Genomic DNA, 18,524 nt, shown 5'->3' with positions numbered 1-18,524 from the left:
AAATTAACGCTTTACAGCCTTGGTTAAAATCCCTAATATTCACCGCACCTACGGAGGGATGGCTGAGTGGTTGAAAGCACCGGTCTTGAAAACCGGCATACGTTTATAGCGTATCTAGGGTTCAAATCCCTATCCCTCCGCCACTTTCTAGAAGTTTGGTTGTAAAACCAGGTTTCATAAAGAATTGGAGCGGTAGTTCAGTTGGTTAGAATACCGGCCTGTCACGCCGGGGGTCGCGGGTTCGAGTCCCGTCCGCTCCGCCAACGATTTAGCCCGATGCGAAAGCGTCGGGCTTTTTCACATCTAACGCTCCCGAAAGCCCTTCGGTCTTTTGGGCGCGGCACTGGCAGTGCGCGTTGAGTCCCAGCCGCTCCGCCAACACAATGAAGCCTCAGCAGAAATGCTGGGGCTTTTTTGTATGCGTTGAATTTAAGTTCGCCCTGCGGTCGAATGAGTCCCGCTGGAGTGCCAGCCCAGTCATCTGCCAGAAATAGGAACCAATATAGCGAACGGGTTGCCGTACGATTACAATGGGGCTTCATGTTAGGTTAGTCAGCAGAAGAGTCATGGAACAAGCAGAATTAGCAGGTATTTTGTCATTTCTTCGAGGGGCGGAGCAGTTAAAGCAGACGTTACGATCGGCCCATACTTCCAACGGGCGTCAGGAGAGCACTGCCGAGCATACCTGGCGTTTGTGCCTGATGGTGATGCTGTTTGAAAAACAATATGCTGATATCGATATGCTCAAGATGCTGAAAATGTGCATCATTCATGACTTGGGTGAAGCCATCAGCGGTGATATTGCAGCCGTTGATCAAATGCCGGGGCTGGATAAGGGAACGCAGGAACGGGACGATTTGAAGCAACTGATGACACCACTGCCTCAAGAGTTGCAAGCCGAAATTTTGATGCTGTGGGACGAGTATGAGCAGGCCTCATCGCCTGAGGCGATGTTGGCGAAAGCGTTCGATAAGCTCGAAACTATGTTGCAGCATACGCAAGGAATGAACCCGGTGGATTTTGACTACGGTTTTAACCTGAGTTATGGCAAGCGGTATACTGACAATGACGTATTGACAGCCCAGATAAGAGCCTTGGTTGATGAAGAGACGGCCCTGCTGGCTAAAGGCAACAATACACTTTAGCCTGTTTTCTCACGTTTGGTTACCGGTCGGTTTTGGTGAGGCGGGGCTAAGGGAGAGGCTGGCTATGCTACTTTCGTCCACTGGCCAATAACGTCGAAATTTGAGAAAAGGTAGAAGATTTACCTGTTGGGTGACACGAGTTAATGGTTGTGTGTTTTTCGACCGAAAAACAAGCGGGTCACTTGTGGTTACGTCACAGTTTTAGCGTTTGAACATAATGACTAAAATCAAAAAGATACCGATATTAAGAGGTATTTATAGCTGCGCAACCGTTCTCGTATCGCAAGATTATTCTTTTTCTCATCTTCACGATTGATGAATTGTATTGCAATTCCTTCCTTCCGGCGTTAAAACGTACCCTGAGAGCAGGAGCTGGCTTAGATGTCGGCTTTGCTTCGAGATCAGCTTCCTATCCGGTGGGAATATTGCTTTGCGTATTAACCGTGCTTTTTATCTGCTGTCATCATTGCTATGGCTTGGCCTCTCTGTAGGCAAGGCCAGCTATGCCCATGCCGATTTGCCGGTTTCCCCTGCTGCCTCATTCCCTTCTGCCGAACAGGCATGGAACCGTTTTGATAGCCATACTCTCAAAGTAAGGAAGCAGAAGCATGCAGCTCTGCCCGTTAGGCAGAACTCCCGTCTTGTTTTTCCCCGGACTGCAACAGGCAGCAGTGAACGCGAGGTCTGGGAGCCAGATCCGCTGCGGCATGTCTATTGGTATGATGTTGTCAACTTGCTTGCAGGGATTGTGGCAACCGTCTGTTACTGCTACCGCGAATGGTGCTACCGGCGTTTTCGGAGTTATCGTCTAGGCGGGTGGCAGGAATCAAACATCATCTATCGTTTTATCCACACACGTAATATGCACCTCGCATTGTAAGTCGTCGTTTGTTTTGATGTGAGGATATGTAAATGTTTGATTCAGTTATGTCGGTCTTGATGGCGCTTTGGCACCAAGACTTCAATGCCCTGATGGTTCCGGGCAGCGCCGCCATGGTGTATTTCGTGGTTGCCGCACTTATTTTTCTTGAGAGTGGATTTATTCCAGCCGCTCCGTTCCCGTGTGACAGTGTTGTTATCTTGTCTGGCACCTTGGCAGCTGTCGGTGTGTTGGACCCAGTGTTTATTCTTGTGCTTATTGCCTTCTGTTCGGCAATGGGAAGCTGGGCCGCTTACCAGCAAGGCCGTTGGCTGAACAAGCTGCCTAAGGTGCAGAAATGGGTAGATGCTGTTCCTCAGCGCCGCTTGCAGCAGGTTGACGTATTGCTCGGCAAGCATGGCCTTGTTGCCTTGTTCTGCGCTCGCTTCATCCCAGTAGTGCGTTCGCTGCTGCCGTTGATGATGGGCATGCGAGTGAGCAAGGTTGGTAAGTTCCATTACTTCTCATGGCTGAGCGCCATGTTGTGGACTGGCCTGCTGTGTGGTTTTGGTATGGTTTTGCCACTGCTGCCAGAGAACCTGAGCCGCTTGGTAACGATGGCGCTAATGGCCGCACCGGTTATTACCCTGTCGGTTGCGGTGTTGAGCTTCCTGACTATGCGCCTGCGTCAGTGGTGGATTAAAAATCATCAGGCTAAAACACAAGTCGCAGAAAAAATCTAAAAGACGAAAATGAAAACGGGCACCCAATGGGTGCCCGTTTTTTTATGCCCAAATATCGGCGGCGGGGGTTATTGCGCTTCGATAGCTTTTTGGATGGATGGGCCAATTTGGCGTTTGCGCGATGTTACGCCATCTAGCGTTAGCCATTCACCGGTGTTCTTGCCCTTGAATGCTACCTGAACCACTTTCTGGTCGGCACTGTCGATCCACAGCATGTTGGCGCGCTTATGCTTGGTATCGATGACTGAGAAGAATAGGTGATCAAGGCCAGCTTCTTTCTTGTAAGCCTTCATCGCAGCAACGAACTCGTCACGACGGTTTAGCAGTTGCTGGGCAGTGAGGGTTTCGGCAACACCGATACCGACTTTTTTGCCACCGTATGCAAAGTTCTTGTAATCCAGAGTCAGGATATCGGCCGCGCTTACATGGCTAAGATCTGATTTTGCTTCCAGCATTTTTTCGCCGAATGCCTTGATATCTTTGATCCCGGCTGTTTTTGCCAATTTCTCAGCATATTGCTTGTCATATTCAGTGGTGGTTGGCGAGGTGAATACCACTGTGTCAGAGAGAATGCCGCCCAGCGTTGTACAAGCGATTTCTGCCGGTAGGGAAACGCCTAGTGTTTCAGCGCGGTTGGCTAGAATAGTTGCTGCCGAGCCCCAAGGGCGGATATCCAAGGTAGCCACTTGTGGCATGTTCACTGGGTTGCCGCCAATGGCGTGGTGGTCGATGATCGCAACGATTTTATCTTCGGCAATGCTGCTGTGAAGCTGGGTCTTCTGGTTGAAGTCAACCAAGCCTACTTTGTCGGCTTTTACCGCGCTGAGCATGGTTGGTGTTTTGACTTTGCAGTAATCGAGGACGAACTGGCTCTCTGGGTTTACCGCCTCAGGGATCGCAGCCGTACCGCCGAAAATGTGGGCGGCGGCAATGGCAGAGGTGACGGTATCAGTATCTGGGCTAAGGTGGCCGCTCCATACTAGATTGTCGGTGTTATTGGCTGCAGGGGTGGTAAGTTCGAATGCCATGCTGGATGTGCTGCATGCCGCTAACAGTATTGCAAGGTAATGTTTTTTCATCATTAAATCCGTTTACAGGTTTGAGTCGTGCGCATGATGGCTATCCGTTGAGAATGTCACTAGGGGGGAAGCGGGATTTTGCGAGGCACAACATATTTTGCTGTGTAATTTGCTGATTTATCGGTGAATAACTTGCTATTTCAGGCTGTATGGGGCTCCCCCATTGTTTGAGGGAGGCAATAGTAGTCGAGAGATTAATTAGCCATTGGCGCTGTTGGCGATCTCTTCGCTGACCCAGTTCAACAACTGTTTGATTGCACGCGACAGGACTTGGTTCTGGCGCACGATATAGCCCAAGCTGGTGGTTGGGAAGTCGGGCAGCGGTGTAATGGTACTTTGTAGGTTGAGTTTCGGGTGGAGCGAGAACGCCGGTACGATAGCGATGCCGAAACCGGCCTCGGCCCAGTCGATTTGGGCATCGACACTGCCGACTTCCATTATTCGATAGCGGGGCAGTCGCAGGCTCGGCAGGGCTGAATCGATCAAATCCCGGGTACGGGTATCGTGGCCGAGCAAGATCAGGGTTGGCTCGTCGCCCGAGGGGGTGGCGATATTTTCCTGTGCGGATTTTTGCCAGTCGCTCAGGCCGTTGCCCAGAGCGCACCACCGGATCTGGCGCAGCTCGGTGAAGTGCAATGGTTGGCTCTCTTTTTGGGCAATGACAAAACCGAGATCGGCTTTTGCACTGCGAACTAGCTCGGCTGCTTGTGAGGACGTGGTATTAAAGAGCGAGAGGTCGATACCGGGGAATTCTTTCTTAAAAGACTGAAAAGGCTTGATCAGCAGCAGGCGGGAAATGATATCACTGGCCGCGATGGACAAGGTACCTTGGCACAGGTCATTGATTGCATTGAGATCGGCTTGGCAGACCTGAAGTTCCTGCAAGGTAAGCTGCGCGCTATGTAGTAAGCGCTCACCTGCTTGGGTAAGCCGGAACGGGTTGCGTTCAATGAGCTTGACCCGGGTCGCCTGTTCCAGCTGCTTGATATGCAAACTGACATTGGGTTGGGTCATATGCAGCTCTGTCGCCGTTTTGCCGAAATGCTCCAGCCTCGCAAGAGTGGTAAAGGTATTGAGCCAGTTGAGATCAAGCATGGTGCCTCGCAGTATCAGAACACGCTGCCTGCAGCAGCAAAAATGTTCCCCTCATTCTACGCCGTTTGTCACAAAATCCCATATGGAATCCTTATCGGGCTTATAACGATTATTAATTTTTCTTATTGGTCGGCGAGGCATAGCATAGTCCCCATCGCTTTTAAGGAGAGTTAATTATGTCGTCAACTGTTGTAGTAGGTGCAAACTGGGGTGATGAAGGCAAAGGCCGCATCGTCGATTTTCTGGCTGAACAAGCTGCAGCCAGCATCCGTTTCCAGGGCGGTAACAATGCCGGCCACACCGTGGTGAATGATCTGGGTACGTTCAAATTGCACCAGCTGCCAAGCGGCGTATTTAACCCTGGTTGTCTTGCGGTGCTAGGCCCTGGCATGGTGATCAGCCCTGAGCCACTGTCAAAAGAGCTAGAAGAAGTTGAAGCTGCTGGCGTTAAGGTAAACCTATGTATTTCTGACCGCGCAACACTGTGCCTTCCACTCCACGCGCTAGAAGATACGCTGGAAGAAGTACGTTTGGGTGACAGCGCTTACGGTTCAACACGCCAGGGCATAGCACCCGCTTACGGCGACCGCGTAATGAAAAAAGGTATCTTGGTCGGCTGGCTGAAGCAGCCTGAAGTACTGCTTGAGCGTATCCAGTTCTGGATGGATTGGAAACTACCACAGCTTAAAGCCCTGTACCCAACGTTTGAATTCAGCCAGACAGCAGAAGAGATGACTGCATGGTTGCTTGAGATTTCTGCGCCTTGGCGTGACGCGATTTGCAACGTTAGCCTGCCGTTGAAGGCAATTCAGGCCGAAGACAAAAACCTACTGTTCGAAGCACAGCTTGGTGCTGGTCGTGACTTGGTATACGGCGAATACCCGTGGACAACGTCGTCTAATGTTGTGTCTATGTACGCTGGTATCGGTAGTGGCCTTCCTGCCCTTCGCCCAGAGCGCGTGATTGCCGTTGCCAAGGCATTTAGCTCATCGGTAGGTACGGGTACGCTGATCACCGCAATGGAAGAGCAAGATGCCTTCCGTGAACTTGCGGGTGAGTTCGGCGCAACCACTGGCCGCCCACGTGACATGGGTTACTTTGATGCCGTTGCAACCAAGAATGGTGTTGAGCTTCAGGCTGCAACCGAAGTGGCCCTGACCAAGCTTGACTGTCTGAGCGGTCTGGAAGGTCTGAAGATCTGTGTTGCCTACGATGGCGAGCACAGTGAAAATCCAATCTGGCCTCAAACAGCGGCACTAGGCCCTGTTTACGAAAATATGGAAGGCTGGAGCGAAGATATTACCGGTTGCCGTAAGTTCGAAGAGTTGCCGAAAGCGGCTCAGGATTACGTACTGCGCATCGAATCCCTGATGGGCGTACCGGTGAAGATGGTCTCTGTCGGCCCAGGCCGCGAGCAGATGATCATGCGTTAATAACGTAGCCGGATGCAGGTTCAGTCGCATCCGCTAGGCACAGCCAGTACCGGCTTTGGTACTGGCTTTTTTTATGCCTGAACGATAGCCGTATTCCATTTGGCGGATCTAAGATTGTACGAATGGGGGATTTTACGTGGTACTAATTGAAGAATAGTTTGTATGATGATTGAAGTTTTCATCTGATGTCATCATCCCTATGAACAAATACCAACACTTTGCGCTAAAAAATTACCGTTTTCTTTATGTTTTCCGTGTATTTATCGCCTTCAGCCTAATTCAGTTGATCATCCGTCTATTCGACATCCCCTATGGCACATGGGCGCTGATCACGGCGGTCACCGTAATGGGGACGATTCCCTTTATCGGCGGGGTTCTCTCCAAGGCCAAGCAGCGAATATGGGGGACAGTGATTGGCGCGCTGATGGGTTTGTCGCTGTATTTGATCCCTGCTCAGTATAACTGGCTCCACCATTTGATGTTTTTGGCCGTAACCTTGGCGGCGATGTACTGCACCCAGAAGAAATACGCCTATGCATCGCTGGTGGTGGCAATAACAATAGTGGTTGTCGCAGGTGGCGGCCCGGAAGATTTTGATGCTGCGATGTGGCGTACCGTTAACGTACTGTGGGCCGGTATCGTGTCTATTCTTTGCAGTATTTATGTTTTCCCTTCCCGCGCGACGGATCATTTCTTTGATTTGGTGAGTCAGTTCTTGGAAAAAAGCGGCGAGTACTACCATCAGCATAATCAGGAACTCTCGATGAGTACCTTCAATCCGCTCCATACTCAGGAGCTGGCAAAGCTGCTCGACAAGCAGCAGGATTTGCTGCCCCATGCCCTCAAGGAGGCTGGCCCCAACAAGCAAGTGATCGCCAATGTCCTGCTGATCGAAAAACGTATCTATACCATGATCGACACCTTGGTCAGTACCCCGTGGGATACCCAGAAAGGTCAGCAGAAGATCAGCGATATGCCATGCCTGACTCAGGCCAAGGAGCAGCTTGCCCGGCGTTTTGAACGGTTGAGCCGCCAGATTGAGCGTAAGACCATCACCCCGATCCACAAAGACGAAATCATTATTTTGCACTTATTGCCGCAGCGTGGCCCGCATGATCAGGATGATACCAGTGACATCAGTTATTTCGGTTACCTGTGGCTAAACCGCGAGTTGGCACGGCAGTTTTCCAAACTCAGCCAGAGCCTGTGCAAGGTGTTCCAATATCAGGCCAGTTAGCCGTGATGGACAGCCATTGATAGCAATAATCAGCCAGCGTGTATCTCAGACGCTGGCTTTTTTGTTGTTACGGTTTTGTCGAGGCTGACGTGCAAGTTGGGCTGGTTGGTCTAAGTTAAAAGCATTAATCAAAAAGGAGTGGTTTATAATGCGGCGATTACATGTTCTGTCATTTGTCATGTTATCCAGTTTTTCATACACCAGTTTTGCTCAAGGGTGTAATTCATCGCTGCTTCCTTCATGGAAGGACGGGAAGAGCAAGACCGCGATAGTGGATTTTGTAAAACAGGCCACTAATAAAGAGTCGGATAAATTTGTGGCGGTTGAAGATCGGATCGCGGTTTTCGACAATGATGGCACCTTGTGGTCGGAAAAGCCCTATTACTTCCAATTGGTGTTTGCGTTCGATCAGATAAAGGCAATGGCCACCGATCATCCCGAATGGAAAACCCAAGAACCGTTCAAGTTTGTGCTGGAGGATGATCTCAAGAGTGTTTTCGCGGGCGGGGAAAAATCGCTGCTGGAAATCGTAAAGGCGACCCATTCCGGCATGACGGTTGAAGAGTACCAGAAAACAGTAGGGCAATGGCTACAGGCCGCCAAGGACAAACGCTTCAACAAGGCATATACGGCGTTAACCTACAAGCCGATGAAAGAGATGCTGGCCTACCTGCAAGATAACGATTTCAAAACCTATATCGTATCGGGGGGCGGGGTGGATTTTATGCGGGTGTGGGCCCCGCAGGCCTATAATATCCCGCAAGAGCAAATTATTGGTAGCGCCCTGAAGTACAAATACAGTTACAACGACGGCAAGCCGACGGTGGTGAAGTTGGGGGAACTCCTGACAATCGATGATAAGGCGGGCAAAGTCGAGAATATTCAACATATCATCGGTAAGAAACCCATTCTGGCAGTGGGTAATTCAGATGGTGACCAAGCGATGATGCAATGGGCGACAAGTCAGCCCCATTCTATGGCGATGATTGTTCACCATACCGACGAGGCGCGGGAATGGAAATATGATCGGAAGTCAGACGTTGGCCATTTGGATTCAGCCCTTGATGAAGCCAACAAGCGCGACAATTGGCACCTGATAGATATGAAAAACGAATGGTGTGAGATCTATTAGCCGATATTTGTGCCAGCGGCATCCGCTGACCTTCAAAGAACCATCAACAACCGGAATAGGCAGAACCTATTCCGGTTTTTTTGATCGACAGGATCAAATCTGATCCACCACCGCCCATATTGCAGCGAGTACATCCTGGCCGAATGCCACGCTGCGCTCGGGTGACCAGCCGTAGAATTCATCTGGATGGGCGATATGATCCTTAAACGGCATTTCGATGGTGTATGACAGGCACTTGAACTGTTCGGCCACCCAATTGGATCCGATAGTCAGGTTGGCACTGCCGGGGGCATCTTTGTCGTAGCCGTGTTGATCCTGAAATTCGGGGGTAATGGTCAGGAGTGCCTGCTTGAACGCCTGTTCCAGTGCGGCGTGATGTTCGTTATATGAAGGGATGCCTTCGCTGCCCGCCACGAAATTGTAGGGGATCGCCTCGTCGCCGTGGATATCGAGGAACATATCCACCCCACAGGCCAGCATTTGCTCGCGCACCAAGAATACTTCCGGGCTTTTTTCCATCGACGGCGCCTGCCATTCACGGTTGAGGTTGACCCCGATGGCATTGGTACGCAGATGGCCGCGGATGCTGCCGTCCGGGTTCATGTTCGGCACAACCCTGAAGACAGCCTTGTCGAGCAGGGCTTTGGCAACAGTGTCGGTATCGTCAAGCAGGCGCTGAAGCAGTCCTTCGATAAACCATTCAGCCATCGTCTCGCCCGGATGCTGGCGGCCGATAATCCAAATATTCTTTTTGCCCTCATCAGGCTCGCCGATGGTGAGCAGGCTTACGTCGTTGCCGTCAAGGGTTTGGCCCAAGGTGTCGAGAGTGCAGCTAAAGTGCATTTGGGCTTGATGGAGGAGATCTTGATGGCGTTCGTAGCTATAAGGGGCAAAGTAGGCAAAATACATCGAGCCGTATTCAGGGATCACGTTGAAACTCAAGGTGTCGCCGTCAAATTGGGACGGGATTCTGAACCACTCCTCGCGGTCATATGAGGCAACCACATCATAGTCCTGCCAGCCTTCCGGATAGGCGGATTTGGCCAGATTCAAAATCTTGAACTGGTGCTGGCGTTGAGGCTCGCTTTCAAGGCGAAAATGAAACCACTGGGCAATATCCGATTGGTTGTCTGCCGGAATGGCGAGCTGGATATTGTCTGGGGTATCGGATTTCACAACCGTGATGTTGCCGCTTTCGAAATTGCTGAATATTTTCATAGTGATCCGCAAGGTAGCCCAATAGATTGGATATAACTATAGCTGCTTTGTGAGATAACAAGATGACAGCACGCTATCTTGGGCATCGCGATTGTGATCTGCCGGGGAAACTCAGCTATTTGTTGTTTATATTTCAAGCATTGGCATGGGCGAATGTAACTCACGAGTATTTAAATTGCAGCGGGTTGGTAAAACCTAGCGATTATTGATCGTAATTTATCCACTTGAGTTTGTGGGGTCTTTACGCATTGCCTTTGGTCGAGTAATATTCACCGCACTTACGGAGGGATGGCTGAGTGGTTGAAAGCACCGGTCTTGAAAACCGGCATACGTTTATAGCGTATCTAGGGTTCAAATCCCTATCCCTCCGCCACTTTCAAAAAAGCCGACTTAATTGTCGGCTTTTTTACATCTGAGTTTTGTGACAATGGGGTAGGGTTCAACCTATGTCATTCCATTTGAACGAATCGAAAGTACATTGTCTTCAGTACCCCTCCCACACAGAGTGGGCAGAGAACAGTTTGTAACTCGTTTTTGCCCCAAAATGAGTTAGAGAATTTGTCCCATATAGACAACTCACTCTCTATTTGCTTGCCTTTACCAATGCCATCACAGTCTAGGTAAATCCGACTTAAACTTTCACCTCGTATTACTAGATGTTGCTATTGTTGTTCTAAAACCATTTCTTCAAAACGTTCAGTACCAGCAACTTCAATATCTAATGCACGATGTAGCATCTTATGGACTTTGATTTGGCTAGCCCGACGAACTTCTCCTCTTGAGACAGTACTTTGATCTATAAATGACCATATAAATGTGCTTAATGAGCTTATTTTTATTCCAATCACACCGACACGATATAAGCAAATTAATACATTGTTTAGTACTTCAGTTATTTTTACATCACCAGATGAATTAAAGTAATCTCTCACAATTAAAACACAAGGATCATTTGTTTTTTGATCATATAAATCAGTTACTAAGTTCTCTAACCTTATATCTGTGAAACTTGAACGACTAAATGACATCGGTAAAGCTCTCAATATTTCAACAGTATCATCAAAAGAAGGGTATACTTCTCCCCACTCTTCTTTCAAAGACTTTAATCGCTTTTCAGAATACTGCGCCTCTGCTGCATAAATAGCCCTCCATGATATTCTTTCTCTTCCATAAGCTACTTTAAAACACTCATTAACAAACTGCAAAACATCTCTAGGTCTAAATAATGTTCTTTCTAAAATGAAATCAATAGCCATTTGACCATGACCCTTTTTGGCTAAAGGGAAAATGTCACTAAATGAGATTGATTTTCTCGTGTATTGTCTTTTAAAAACTTCATTTATCCGTTTTTCAATAAGTTCGGTTAATTCTGCTTTTGTCCAGTTAATCGGTAAAATATAGGATTCATACTTTTCTTCTTGGAAGCCTGCTCCACGTGTTTTATCGAAGACAAGATCAAGTAAATCTTTACGCATTGCTGCAACTATCTGAACATTCTCTATTTTTCTGAATGTTTTAATCTCCTCTATCAAGGCACGAATAAACCTACAACGAGTCATAGTATTGGCCCAGCTTTCATCTAGTTGATCAATCAAGATGTAAAAATGTCTTTGTGGGTCATTGAATGAGTGCTCTGATAATAAATCTAGCATTTCATTAAGCTTTTTTATTTGTAAGCCACTGACAACTTGACTAGCTCTCTGCTTAATCTCAGTCTTTTGCTCATCTGTGAGTTTATCAGCGCCACTAACGCTAATATTCAAGTCACTAAATTTCGCACCTAGATTTGCTTTTGTATCATTTTCTAATTTCTTTGTTATTACTTTTAAATGTTCATCAGTATCCAGCCAGAACTTATCACCCCATTCTCGGAAGTATTCTATAGCCTTTTGTTTAACAGTGTCTTTTCTGAAGTAATCAACAATATTATCTATGAAATTTCTATTATCTATTTCATTTTTAATGTTATATCTGATTTTTAATAATTCAACTATTAATATATGACGCCATAGAAGCCTATAAAATAAATCTAAGTTTACATCTAATGCATCAAAAAACTGAATGATGTCTGAATGCTCCAGAAAGCGAACTGAAATGTCATTGGGATCTATTTGAACATTTTTTTCTGTTTCTTGAGAAATTTTATAAAGAAGAGCACTTTTACCTGCACCAGTTCGACCAAGAATTATTGATAAAGGATTGCTTACATCACACAACTCATCAACATAGCCTTTATCGATAAAACAGGAATTGAGGAAAGCAGTATCTGTTTCAGCATCTAAGTCACCAACTCTTAGATTGTTTTTTATGATTATTCTATCAGCCAAAATATACCCTTATAATTGTCAATATGTTCATTCGTTATTATGAATATTAGAACCATTATGTTTAGCGGCTTATTTTAAGATGTAAAAAAGAGACTTCAGCCACAAAATTTGCTAAAGCAAATAAATATATAACATGCAGTGGCTGAAACCAGAGCCTGAGGAATTGAAAATAGGTTAGGTATCCTTGAAATAATTTTATTTTGGTAATTTAGCAATAGCTGTAACTCACAAGTGTCCAAACTTGAGTTTGCTCATTGAAAAAGATAGCCTGTAGACCTTAAACAGGCTTCCCTTGAGCAAAGAGACAGTTCCTGCTGGTAGCCAATCCTTCGCTGCATACATTCCAGCCTCGCATATTCAAAAAGCCGACTTAGCCGTCGGTTTTTTTATATCCAAATTATGTCTAATTGGTTATATACGTTTACCTTATGACTGTGCGAACAGCGAGTTAAGCTTCTATTTCAGAAGTGCCTGTTGTGGGTGATTACTTTGTTGCTGGGGCTGAGGACTGCGCGTTGGTTGTATACTAACAATTCGCGTGTAAGCGATGAGTATCTTGCCAGACTTCCAGATTCTTGGCTCTGTAGGAGTAAACAATGAACATAAATACCGTAAGGCTCGGACTTGTTGCTGCGGCGGCAATGAATATAGGTGGGGTGTTAGTCTTTTCGCGGGCCTTGACCAATAGTGTGATCAACGAGTTTGACCCTGTTGTGATGTCTAATTTTGGCTTGTTGATGATTATGGTATGGGGGCTTGCCTATCTGGGGGCGGCAACGATAAAAGCCAATATCACATGGCTGGCGGGGGCATTTACCTTAGAGAAGCTGGTGTATGTTGTCGCTTGGGTAAAATGGATAGCGTCTAATAGCCTTTCTGCTGTCTATGATGCCGATTTGTTTGCGGGCATTTTCTATACCATCTACGGGCTCAATGATTTTGTGTTCATGCTGTTTTTCTTTTTTGTATTCAAATCACAATGGGCAAAGAAAGGTTGATCGTTTTAATGAAATTTGCCAGCTAATGCGCTTATACGGAATTAGCTGGCATTAAATATTATTGACTTTCTGTCTTCATAGAGAAGCTATATTTCAAGCTCAATAGTGAAACTAACACCAGGCCATAGTAGCCCCAGTAGATACAGTAACCATTAACGTGGTAGTAAATATCAAGCGCAGTGATGGCGATGATGGCGGAGAAGGCGAGTGATGAGATAATGGCAAATGCTTTTGTTCTCACTAATGCCGAGAGGATAAACAGCACGACAGAGATAACAAAAAAGGTGTTATCTCCTCTAATGATTCGGCTGGGTATGTGTAGTAGTTGTAATAATGTTGCGATGGGGAAAATATGCCCTCATACCACATAACCTTCCAAAAACTGCATGTGGAGTCGAAGCTCTGGGGGATCTCGTAGGCAATGGGCATGTACCACAGAAACAATGCGAGCAATCCGAGAACGACACCCTTTATCATAGATGTTTTTTTCAATCGTTCTTTTTCTTTGAATTTTATAATGGCTTCATTTTCAGTGCTGGCGTTTACTTTGTAACAATAATCATATCCATTTTTAAGTAAATCCTCAGATTGTTTTTCAGCATTGTTGTCTGTTGAGTCAATACATACAATCACATCATTATTTTTGAAAATTTTATATATTATCATTCGTGTTTTTAATGTCATAAAAAGATAATGGATAGTATGGCTAAAATATCTATATATCAATAAGTAAATGAAGTAGGAGACTAAATAATGCTAGCAATGTCATTATAATTTGCTGTCTATTGTTATTTTACTGACTTGATTAATCCATAATCAAAACAGGCGCACAAAATGGCTTCTATTCTTCGTTCGATCATTTCTTCTTGGTGTGAGTAATATATGGCTTTGCTTTGTGGTGTCGAATTTTGTTTTTGTGTTTACAATAAATCACCATTATATAAATGCCTTTAAAAACAACCTCTTGTAATATGCCTATGAGTGTTTGGTAACGATTGTCATTACCATTGATTGTGTTATTAATATCCCATTAATAATAAATGCCAAAATGGAATGTAAGATTCCACCTAGTGTCATTTTATAAATTGATTGTGGTCAACACAGTGGGTTGCCACACATATAGAGTTGTCAGTAGTGGTTGTCTGTTGAGCCTTGTTATTTGGCTTGGCGAGCTTACTTAATTGATAGCTTTTGTAAGTGATACATAACGATAAGTTATGGCTTGCTTATTTTATCCGTGTTCTTTCCTGTCTAAAGCTATTAATTAAGCGCCACTATCTAATTCAAACCGGAAATTAGGAAAAACCATGAGCCAAAATGGTAAGTTAAATATTACGCGGCGCGATGCATTAAAGGGCGGCTCTGCACTGGGTGCATTGGCGCTGGCAGGAAACGCGCTGTCTTTGCCTTTCGCAACCAAGGCTGTAGCGAAAGAAACCCCAGCCAAGCCGGATGAGAAAATCGTCTGGTCGGCATGTACGGTGAACTGCGGCTCTCGTTGCCCGCTGCGCATGCATGTGGTTGATGGTGAGATCAAGTGGGTGGAAACCGATAACACAGGTGATGATGTGTATAACCACAATCATCAGGTGCGCGCCTGTCTGCGTGGTCGTTCTATGCGCCGCCGTGTTTACGCGCCAGACCGTTTAAAATACCCACTTCTTCGTGTAGGTAAGCGTGGCGAGGGCAAGTTCAAGCGTATTACCTGGGATGAAGCCTATGATCTGATTGGCGATAATCTGCAGCGTATCATCAAGGATTACGGTAACGATGCCGTGTACCTGAACTATGGTACGGGTACGCTGGGCGGTACCGTGACCAAGAGCTGGGATCCAAGTGCAACACTGGTTGCCCGGATGATGAACCTGTGCGGCGGTTACCTGAACCATTATGGTGATTACTCTGCGGCTAACATCGAATGTATGTCTGAGTACTTTTACGGTACTTGGGTCGACAACAACTCGATTGATGATATCCAAAATGCTGATCTTTGCCTGATGTTTGGTAACAACCCGGCAGAAACACGGATGTCCGGTGGTGGCCAAGTCCACAACTACGTGGATGCGAAGAATATCAGCCAGACACGTACGATCTGTATTGACCCTCGATACACGGATACGGCGGCAGGCCGAGAAGATCAGTGGATCCCGATCAAGCACGGTACCGATGCGGCCTTGGTGGCAGCAATTGCGCATGTATTGATCAGCAAGGACAAGGTCGATCAGGACTTCCTCGACCGCTACTGTGTCGGCTACGACCGCAAAACGCTACCGGCCTCGGCGCCGGAAAATGGCAGCTACAAAGATTACATCATGGGCACGGGCCCAGACGGTATTGCCAAAACGCCTGAGTGGGCACAGCCAATTACCGGTATTCCGGCTGATGTGATCACCAAGCTGGCAGTTGAAATCGGTGATGCTAAACGTATTTACATCACACAGGGGTGGGGCCTGCAGCGCTCAGCCAACGGCGAGCAAGCCTGTAAGGCAATCATGATGCTGTCGCTGCTTCGCGGTCAGGTTGGCTTGCAAGGCGGTGGTACTGGTGCTCGTGAAGGTAACCATTCCTACCCGTTCCAGCGCTTCCCTAAAGTGCCGAACCCGATCACCGCGTCTATCCCTATGTTCCTGTGGACCGATGCGATTTTCCGTGGCACCCAGATGACCGATTTGACTGACGGCATCAAAGGGGTGAAGAAGCTAAACAACAACATCAAGTTTATCTGGAACTACGCAGGTAACTGCCTGATCAACCAGCATTCTGATATCAACCGTACCCACGATATTCTGCAAGACGAAAAAGCATGTGAAATGATTGTGGTGATCGACAACCACATGACGTCATCAGCCAAATACGCCGATATCGTGCTGCCGGACTGCACCACCTCAGAGCAGTCTGACTTCTGTATGGATGGTGCTGCGGCATCCATGCCTTACTTTATTTTTGCCAGCCAGGCGATTGAGCCGCGTTTCGAGTGCAAGCCAATTTACGAGATCATGTCCGGCGTTGCCAAACGCATGGGTGTGTTTGACGAGTTCACCGAAGGCCGCACTCAGGAAGAGTGGTTGCAATGGATGTACGCCGAAACAGTTAAGCAAAATAACGACCCTAACTTGCCGGCATACGACGAGATGAGAAAGCAGGGGATCTACAAGAAGCAATTCGACCGTCCGCATGTGGCGTTTGAGGACTTCCGCCGTGATCCGGAGGCCAACCCGCTTCCGTCACCATCGGGCAAGATCGAAATATACTCGGAGACGCTGGCCAAAATCAGCGAGGAGTGGGAGCTTGACCCGGACGAGTCGATCACCCCGCTGCCGGAATATGTCTCGACCTTCAACGGTTGGGATTCGCCGGATCGCAAGACTTACCCGCTTCAGCTTACCGGTTTCCACTACAAGGCGCGTGCCCACTCGACCTACGGTAATGTCGATATCCTGAAAGCGGCTGCTCCGCAGGAATTGTGGATCAACCCGGTAGACGCCACTGAGCGCGGTATCGAAAACGGCGATTTGGTCAGCGTACGCAGCAAGTTCGGCGAGATGAACGTTCGCGTGAAAGTCACGCCTCGCATTATGCCGCATGTTGTCGGTCTGGGTGAGGGGGCATGGTATGCACCGAATGCCAAAGGTGTTGACCAAGCTGGCTCGATTAACGTGCTGACCACGCAGCGTCCTAGCCCGTTGGCGAAATCCAACCCAAGCCATACCAACCTCGTTGAAGTGACGCTAATTAAGAAAATGGGGGCCAAATAATGAGCACCGCGAAGCAGTATGGCTTTTACATTGATTCCAGCAAGTGTACGGGTTGCAAAACATGCCAGCTTTCTTGCAAGGACAACAAAGATCTCGGCGTCGACCGCAACTTCCGCCGTGTGTACGAGTATGTAGGCGGTAACTGGACCGAGCAGGATGGGGCATTCCGCCAGAATGTGTTTGCCTACTACCTGTCGATTTCCTGTAACCACTGTTCGAACCCGGCCTGTACCAAAGTCTGCCCGTCGGGGGCGATGCACAAGCGCGAGGAAGACGGCTTTGTTGTGGTAGACGAAAGCGTCTGTATCGGCTGTAAGTCATGCCACATGGCGTGTCCTTACGGTGCGCCGCAGTACAGCGAGGAAAAAGGCCACATGACCAAGTGCGATGGCTGCTACGAGCGTGTCGCAGAAGGCTTGATGCCTATTTGCGTCGATAGCTGCCCGCTGCGTGCGATCGAATTCGGCCCAATTGATGAGCTGCGTGCGAAGTACGGCTCCAATGCCGATGTGGCACCTCTGCCAGACTCTCGCATTACCAGCCCGAATCTGATTGTTAAGCTGAACCCTAATGGTCGCCCAACCAATGACCGTACCGGTTTCCTCCAGAATCCAAGAGAGGTGAAATAATGTTATACGAAGCGCCATTAGTCGCCTTTACGGTTCTGGCCCAAACTGCGGTCGGTGCGCATTTGACCATCAACGGGTTCCAGACATTCAGCAAGTTGCCTTCTATCTCTGAAGCGCGGATGAATATCGCCCGCTTTGCGGTGTTGGTTCTGATGGGGGTGGGGTTCATCTTTTCCACCACGCACCTAGGCAGCCCGCTGCGCGCCTTCAATGCTCTTAACCGAGTAGGCAGCGCCGCCTTGTCCAACGAGATCCTGACCGGTGCGGGATTCCTCTCTTTGGCGGGGTTGTACTGGTTGATGACGGTACTGAAGATCGGTAGCGAGGGGATCCGCAAGAGCATCAACGGTCTGTCGATTGTTGTCGGTGTGGTTTTCATGTTTGCGATGGCGAACGTATACCAGATCGAAACCGTACCGGCTTGGTACACGTCGATGACCACAGTGGCATTCTGGTTCACCGTGGTGACCTCTGGCCTGATGTTTGGTTACACCCTGCTTAATGTTCTGAATGTGTCGGCAGAAGGGATCAACCGCAGCATGATGTGGGCTGGCGTAACGCTGATCGCCCTCAACATTGCGTTTGCCGTGATGCATACCCTGTATTTTGCCGGGATCTCAACGGCTATTCACAGCGGCTTGCAGCAGATCACCCTGCTATCAGGCTACGTTGCCGGGCATGTAGTGCTGTTGGCTGCGGCCGCTGCGCTATGGCTGTATGCCGAGTTGTTTGTTGCGCCGGAACGCCAGAAGAACTTGTTCGTTGTCATGGCCTTTGTCGTGCTGTTCGTAGCCGAGATCCTTGGCCGCAACGTGTTCTATGGTATGCACTTTACCTCTGGCTTGTACTAACAGCCATGAGCGGGCGGGGTAGC

Annotated in this window: 15 protein-coding genes and 3 tRNA genes; 13 read left to right on the top strand and 5 right to left on the bottom strand. The window is 48.0% G+C overall.

Annotated elements, in window-relative coordinates; genetic code table 11:
- Positions 1 to 52 precede the first annotated feature (52 nt).
- From ACSF8X_RS22120 to ACSF8X_RS22100, 5 genes are all read left to right on the top strand, one after another.
- Positions 53 to 143 (top strand) — tRNA-Ser (locus tag ACSF8X_RS22120).
- A 43-nt stretch (positions 144 to 186) separates the two neighbouring features.
- Positions 187 to 263, top strand: a tRNA-Asp gene (locus ACSF8X_RS22115).
- A gap of 303 nt (positions 264 to 566) precedes the next feature.
- Positions 567 to 1,145 (top strand): HD domain-containing protein, encoded by a 579-nt coding sequence (locus tag ACSF8X_RS22110; protein WP_500851480.1) that lies wholly within the window; start codon positions 567 to 569, stop codon positions 1,143 to 1,145.
- Between the two features lie 430 nt (positions 1,146 to 1,575).
- On the top strand, positions 1,576 to 2,025 hold the full coding sequence (locus ACSF8X_RS22105) for a hypothetical protein (RefSeq protein WP_047881090.1): 450 nt from the start codon (positions 1,576 to 1,578) through the stop codon (positions 2,023 to 2,025).
- A gap of 32 nt (positions 2,026 to 2,057) precedes the next feature.
- Positions 2,058 to 2,747: a DedA family protein gene (locus ACSF8X_RS22100; protein WP_047881091.1), complete on the top strand. Its 690-nt coding sequence runs from the start codon at positions 2,058 to 2,060 to the stop codon at positions 2,745 to 2,747.
- 68 nt (positions 2,748 to 2,815) lie between these two features.
- On the opposite strand, the gene ACSF8X_RS22095 is transcribed toward ACSF8X_RS22100, so the two are convergent.
- On the bottom strand, positions 2,816 to 3,826 hold the full coding sequence (locus tag ACSF8X_RS22095; protein WP_500852147.1) for a manganese-dependent inorganic pyrophosphatase: 1,011 nt from the start codon (positions 3,824 to 3,826) through the stop codon (positions 2,816 to 2,818).
- Positions 3,827 to 4,024: 198 nt separating this feature from the next.
- Positions 4,025 to 4,921, bottom strand: a complete 897-nt coding sequence (locus ACSF8X_RS22090; RefSeq protein WP_047881093.1) for a LysR family transcriptional regulator — start codon at positions 4,919 to 4,921, stop codon at positions 4,025 to 4,027.
- 176 nt (positions 4,922 to 5,097) lie between these two features.
- Between ACSF8X_RS22090 and ACSF8X_RS22085 the strand changes: the two genes are divergently transcribed.
- The 3 genes from ACSF8X_RS22085 to ACSF8X_RS22075 all read left to right on the top strand — a co-directional run bounded on the left by ACSF8X_RS22085 (position 5,098) and on the right by ACSF8X_RS22075 (position 8,723).
- Positions 5,098 to 6,354, top strand: coding sequence for an adenylosuccinate synthetase (locus ACSF8X_RS22085; RefSeq protein ID WP_047881094.1), 1,257 nt, complete (start codon positions 5,098 to 5,100; stop codon positions 6,352 to 6,354).
- 169 nt (positions 6,355 to 6,523) lie between these two features.
- Complete coding sequence (locus ACSF8X_RS22080) at positions 6,524 to 7,591, top strand: FUSC family protein (RefSeq protein ID WP_500851479.1); 1,068 nt, start codon at positions 6,524 to 6,526, stop codon at positions 7,589 to 7,591.
- Positions 7,592 to 7,769: 178 nt separating this feature from the next.
- Positions 7,770 to 8,723, top strand: a complete 954-nt coding sequence (locus ACSF8X_RS22075; RefSeq protein ID WP_500852146.1) for an HAD family hydrolase — start codon at positions 7,770 to 7,772, stop codon at positions 8,721 to 8,723.
- 93 nt (positions 8,724 to 8,816) lie between these two features.
- Here the strand turns inward: ACSF8X_RS22075 and ACSF8X_RS22070 are convergent, their stop codons facing one another.
- Positions 8,817 to 9,941 (bottom strand): M14 family metallopeptidase, encoded by a 1,125-nt coding sequence (locus tag ACSF8X_RS22070; RefSeq protein ID WP_500851478.1) that lies wholly within the window; start codon positions 9,939 to 9,941, stop codon positions 8,817 to 8,819.
- Positions 9,942 to 10,223: 282 nt separating this feature from the next.
- Between ACSF8X_RS22070 and ACSF8X_RS22065 the strand changes: the two genes are divergently transcribed.
- Positions 10,224 to 10,314 (top strand) — tRNA-Ser (locus tag ACSF8X_RS22065).
- A gap of 289 nt (positions 10,315 to 10,603) precedes the next feature.
- Here ACSF8X_RS22065 and ACSF8X_RS22060 read toward each other — a convergent pair.
- Positions 10,604 to 12,268, bottom strand: a complete 1,665-nt coding sequence (locus tag ACSF8X_RS22060) for a P-loop ATPase, Sll1717 family (RefSeq protein WP_500851477.1) — start codon at positions 12,266 to 12,268, stop codon at positions 10,604 to 10,606.
- A gap of 596 nt (positions 12,269 to 12,864) precedes the next feature.
- On the opposite strand from ACSF8X_RS22060, the gene ACSF8X_RS22055 reads away from it, so the two are divergent.
- On the top strand, positions 12,865 to 13,266 hold the full coding sequence (locus ACSF8X_RS22055; protein ID WP_500851476.1) for a hypothetical protein: 402 nt from the start codon (positions 12,865 to 12,867) through the stop codon (positions 13,264 to 13,266).
- A 58-nt stretch (positions 13,267 to 13,324) separates the two neighbouring features.
- Here the strand turns inward: ACSF8X_RS22055 and ACSF8X_RS22050 are convergent, their stop codons facing one another.
- The gene (locus tag ACSF8X_RS22050; RefSeq protein WP_500851475.1) at positions 13,325 to 13,507 is read right to left on the bottom strand and encodes a hypothetical protein; all 183 of its coding nucleotides are present in this window, start codon (positions 13,505 to 13,507) and stop codon (positions 13,325 to 13,327) included.
- A 1,066-nt stretch (positions 13,508 to 14,573) separates the two neighbouring features.
- On the opposite strand from ACSF8X_RS22050, the gene ACSF8X_RS22045 reads away from it, so the two are divergent.
- The 3 genes from ACSF8X_RS22045 to ACSF8X_RS22035 are packed head-to-tail and all read left to right on the top strand — an operon-like array spanning position 14,574 to position 18,501.
- Complete coding sequence (locus ACSF8X_RS22045) at positions 14,574 to 17,021, top strand: DmsA/YnfE/YnfF family dimethyl sulfoxide reductase (RefSeq protein ID WP_047880844.1); 2,448 nt, start codon at positions 14,574 to 14,576, stop codon at positions 17,019 to 17,021.
- The gene (locus tag ACSF8X_RS22040) at positions 17,021 to 17,650 is read left to right on the top strand and encodes a DMSO/selenate family reductase complex B subunit (RefSeq protein WP_047880843.1); all 630 of its coding nucleotides are present in this window, start codon (positions 17,021 to 17,023) and stop codon (positions 17,648 to 17,650) included. The genes ACSF8X_RS22045 and ACSF8X_RS22040 overlap by 1 nt, the downstream gene beginning before the upstream one ends.
- Entirely contained in the window at positions 17,650 to 18,501 is an 852-nt protein-coding gene (locus ACSF8X_RS22035; protein WP_500851474.1) for a dimethyl sulfoxide reductase anchor subunit family protein, read from the top strand. The genes ACSF8X_RS22040 and ACSF8X_RS22035 overlap by 1 nt, the downstream gene beginning before the upstream one ends.
- Positions 18,502 to 18,524 lie beyond the last annotated feature (23 nt).

It is taken from the genome of Photobacterium panuliri (assembly GCF_059920555.1).
Note: the sequence above shows the minus strand (reverse complement) of the source record. Positions and strands in the feature narration are given on the sequence as shown.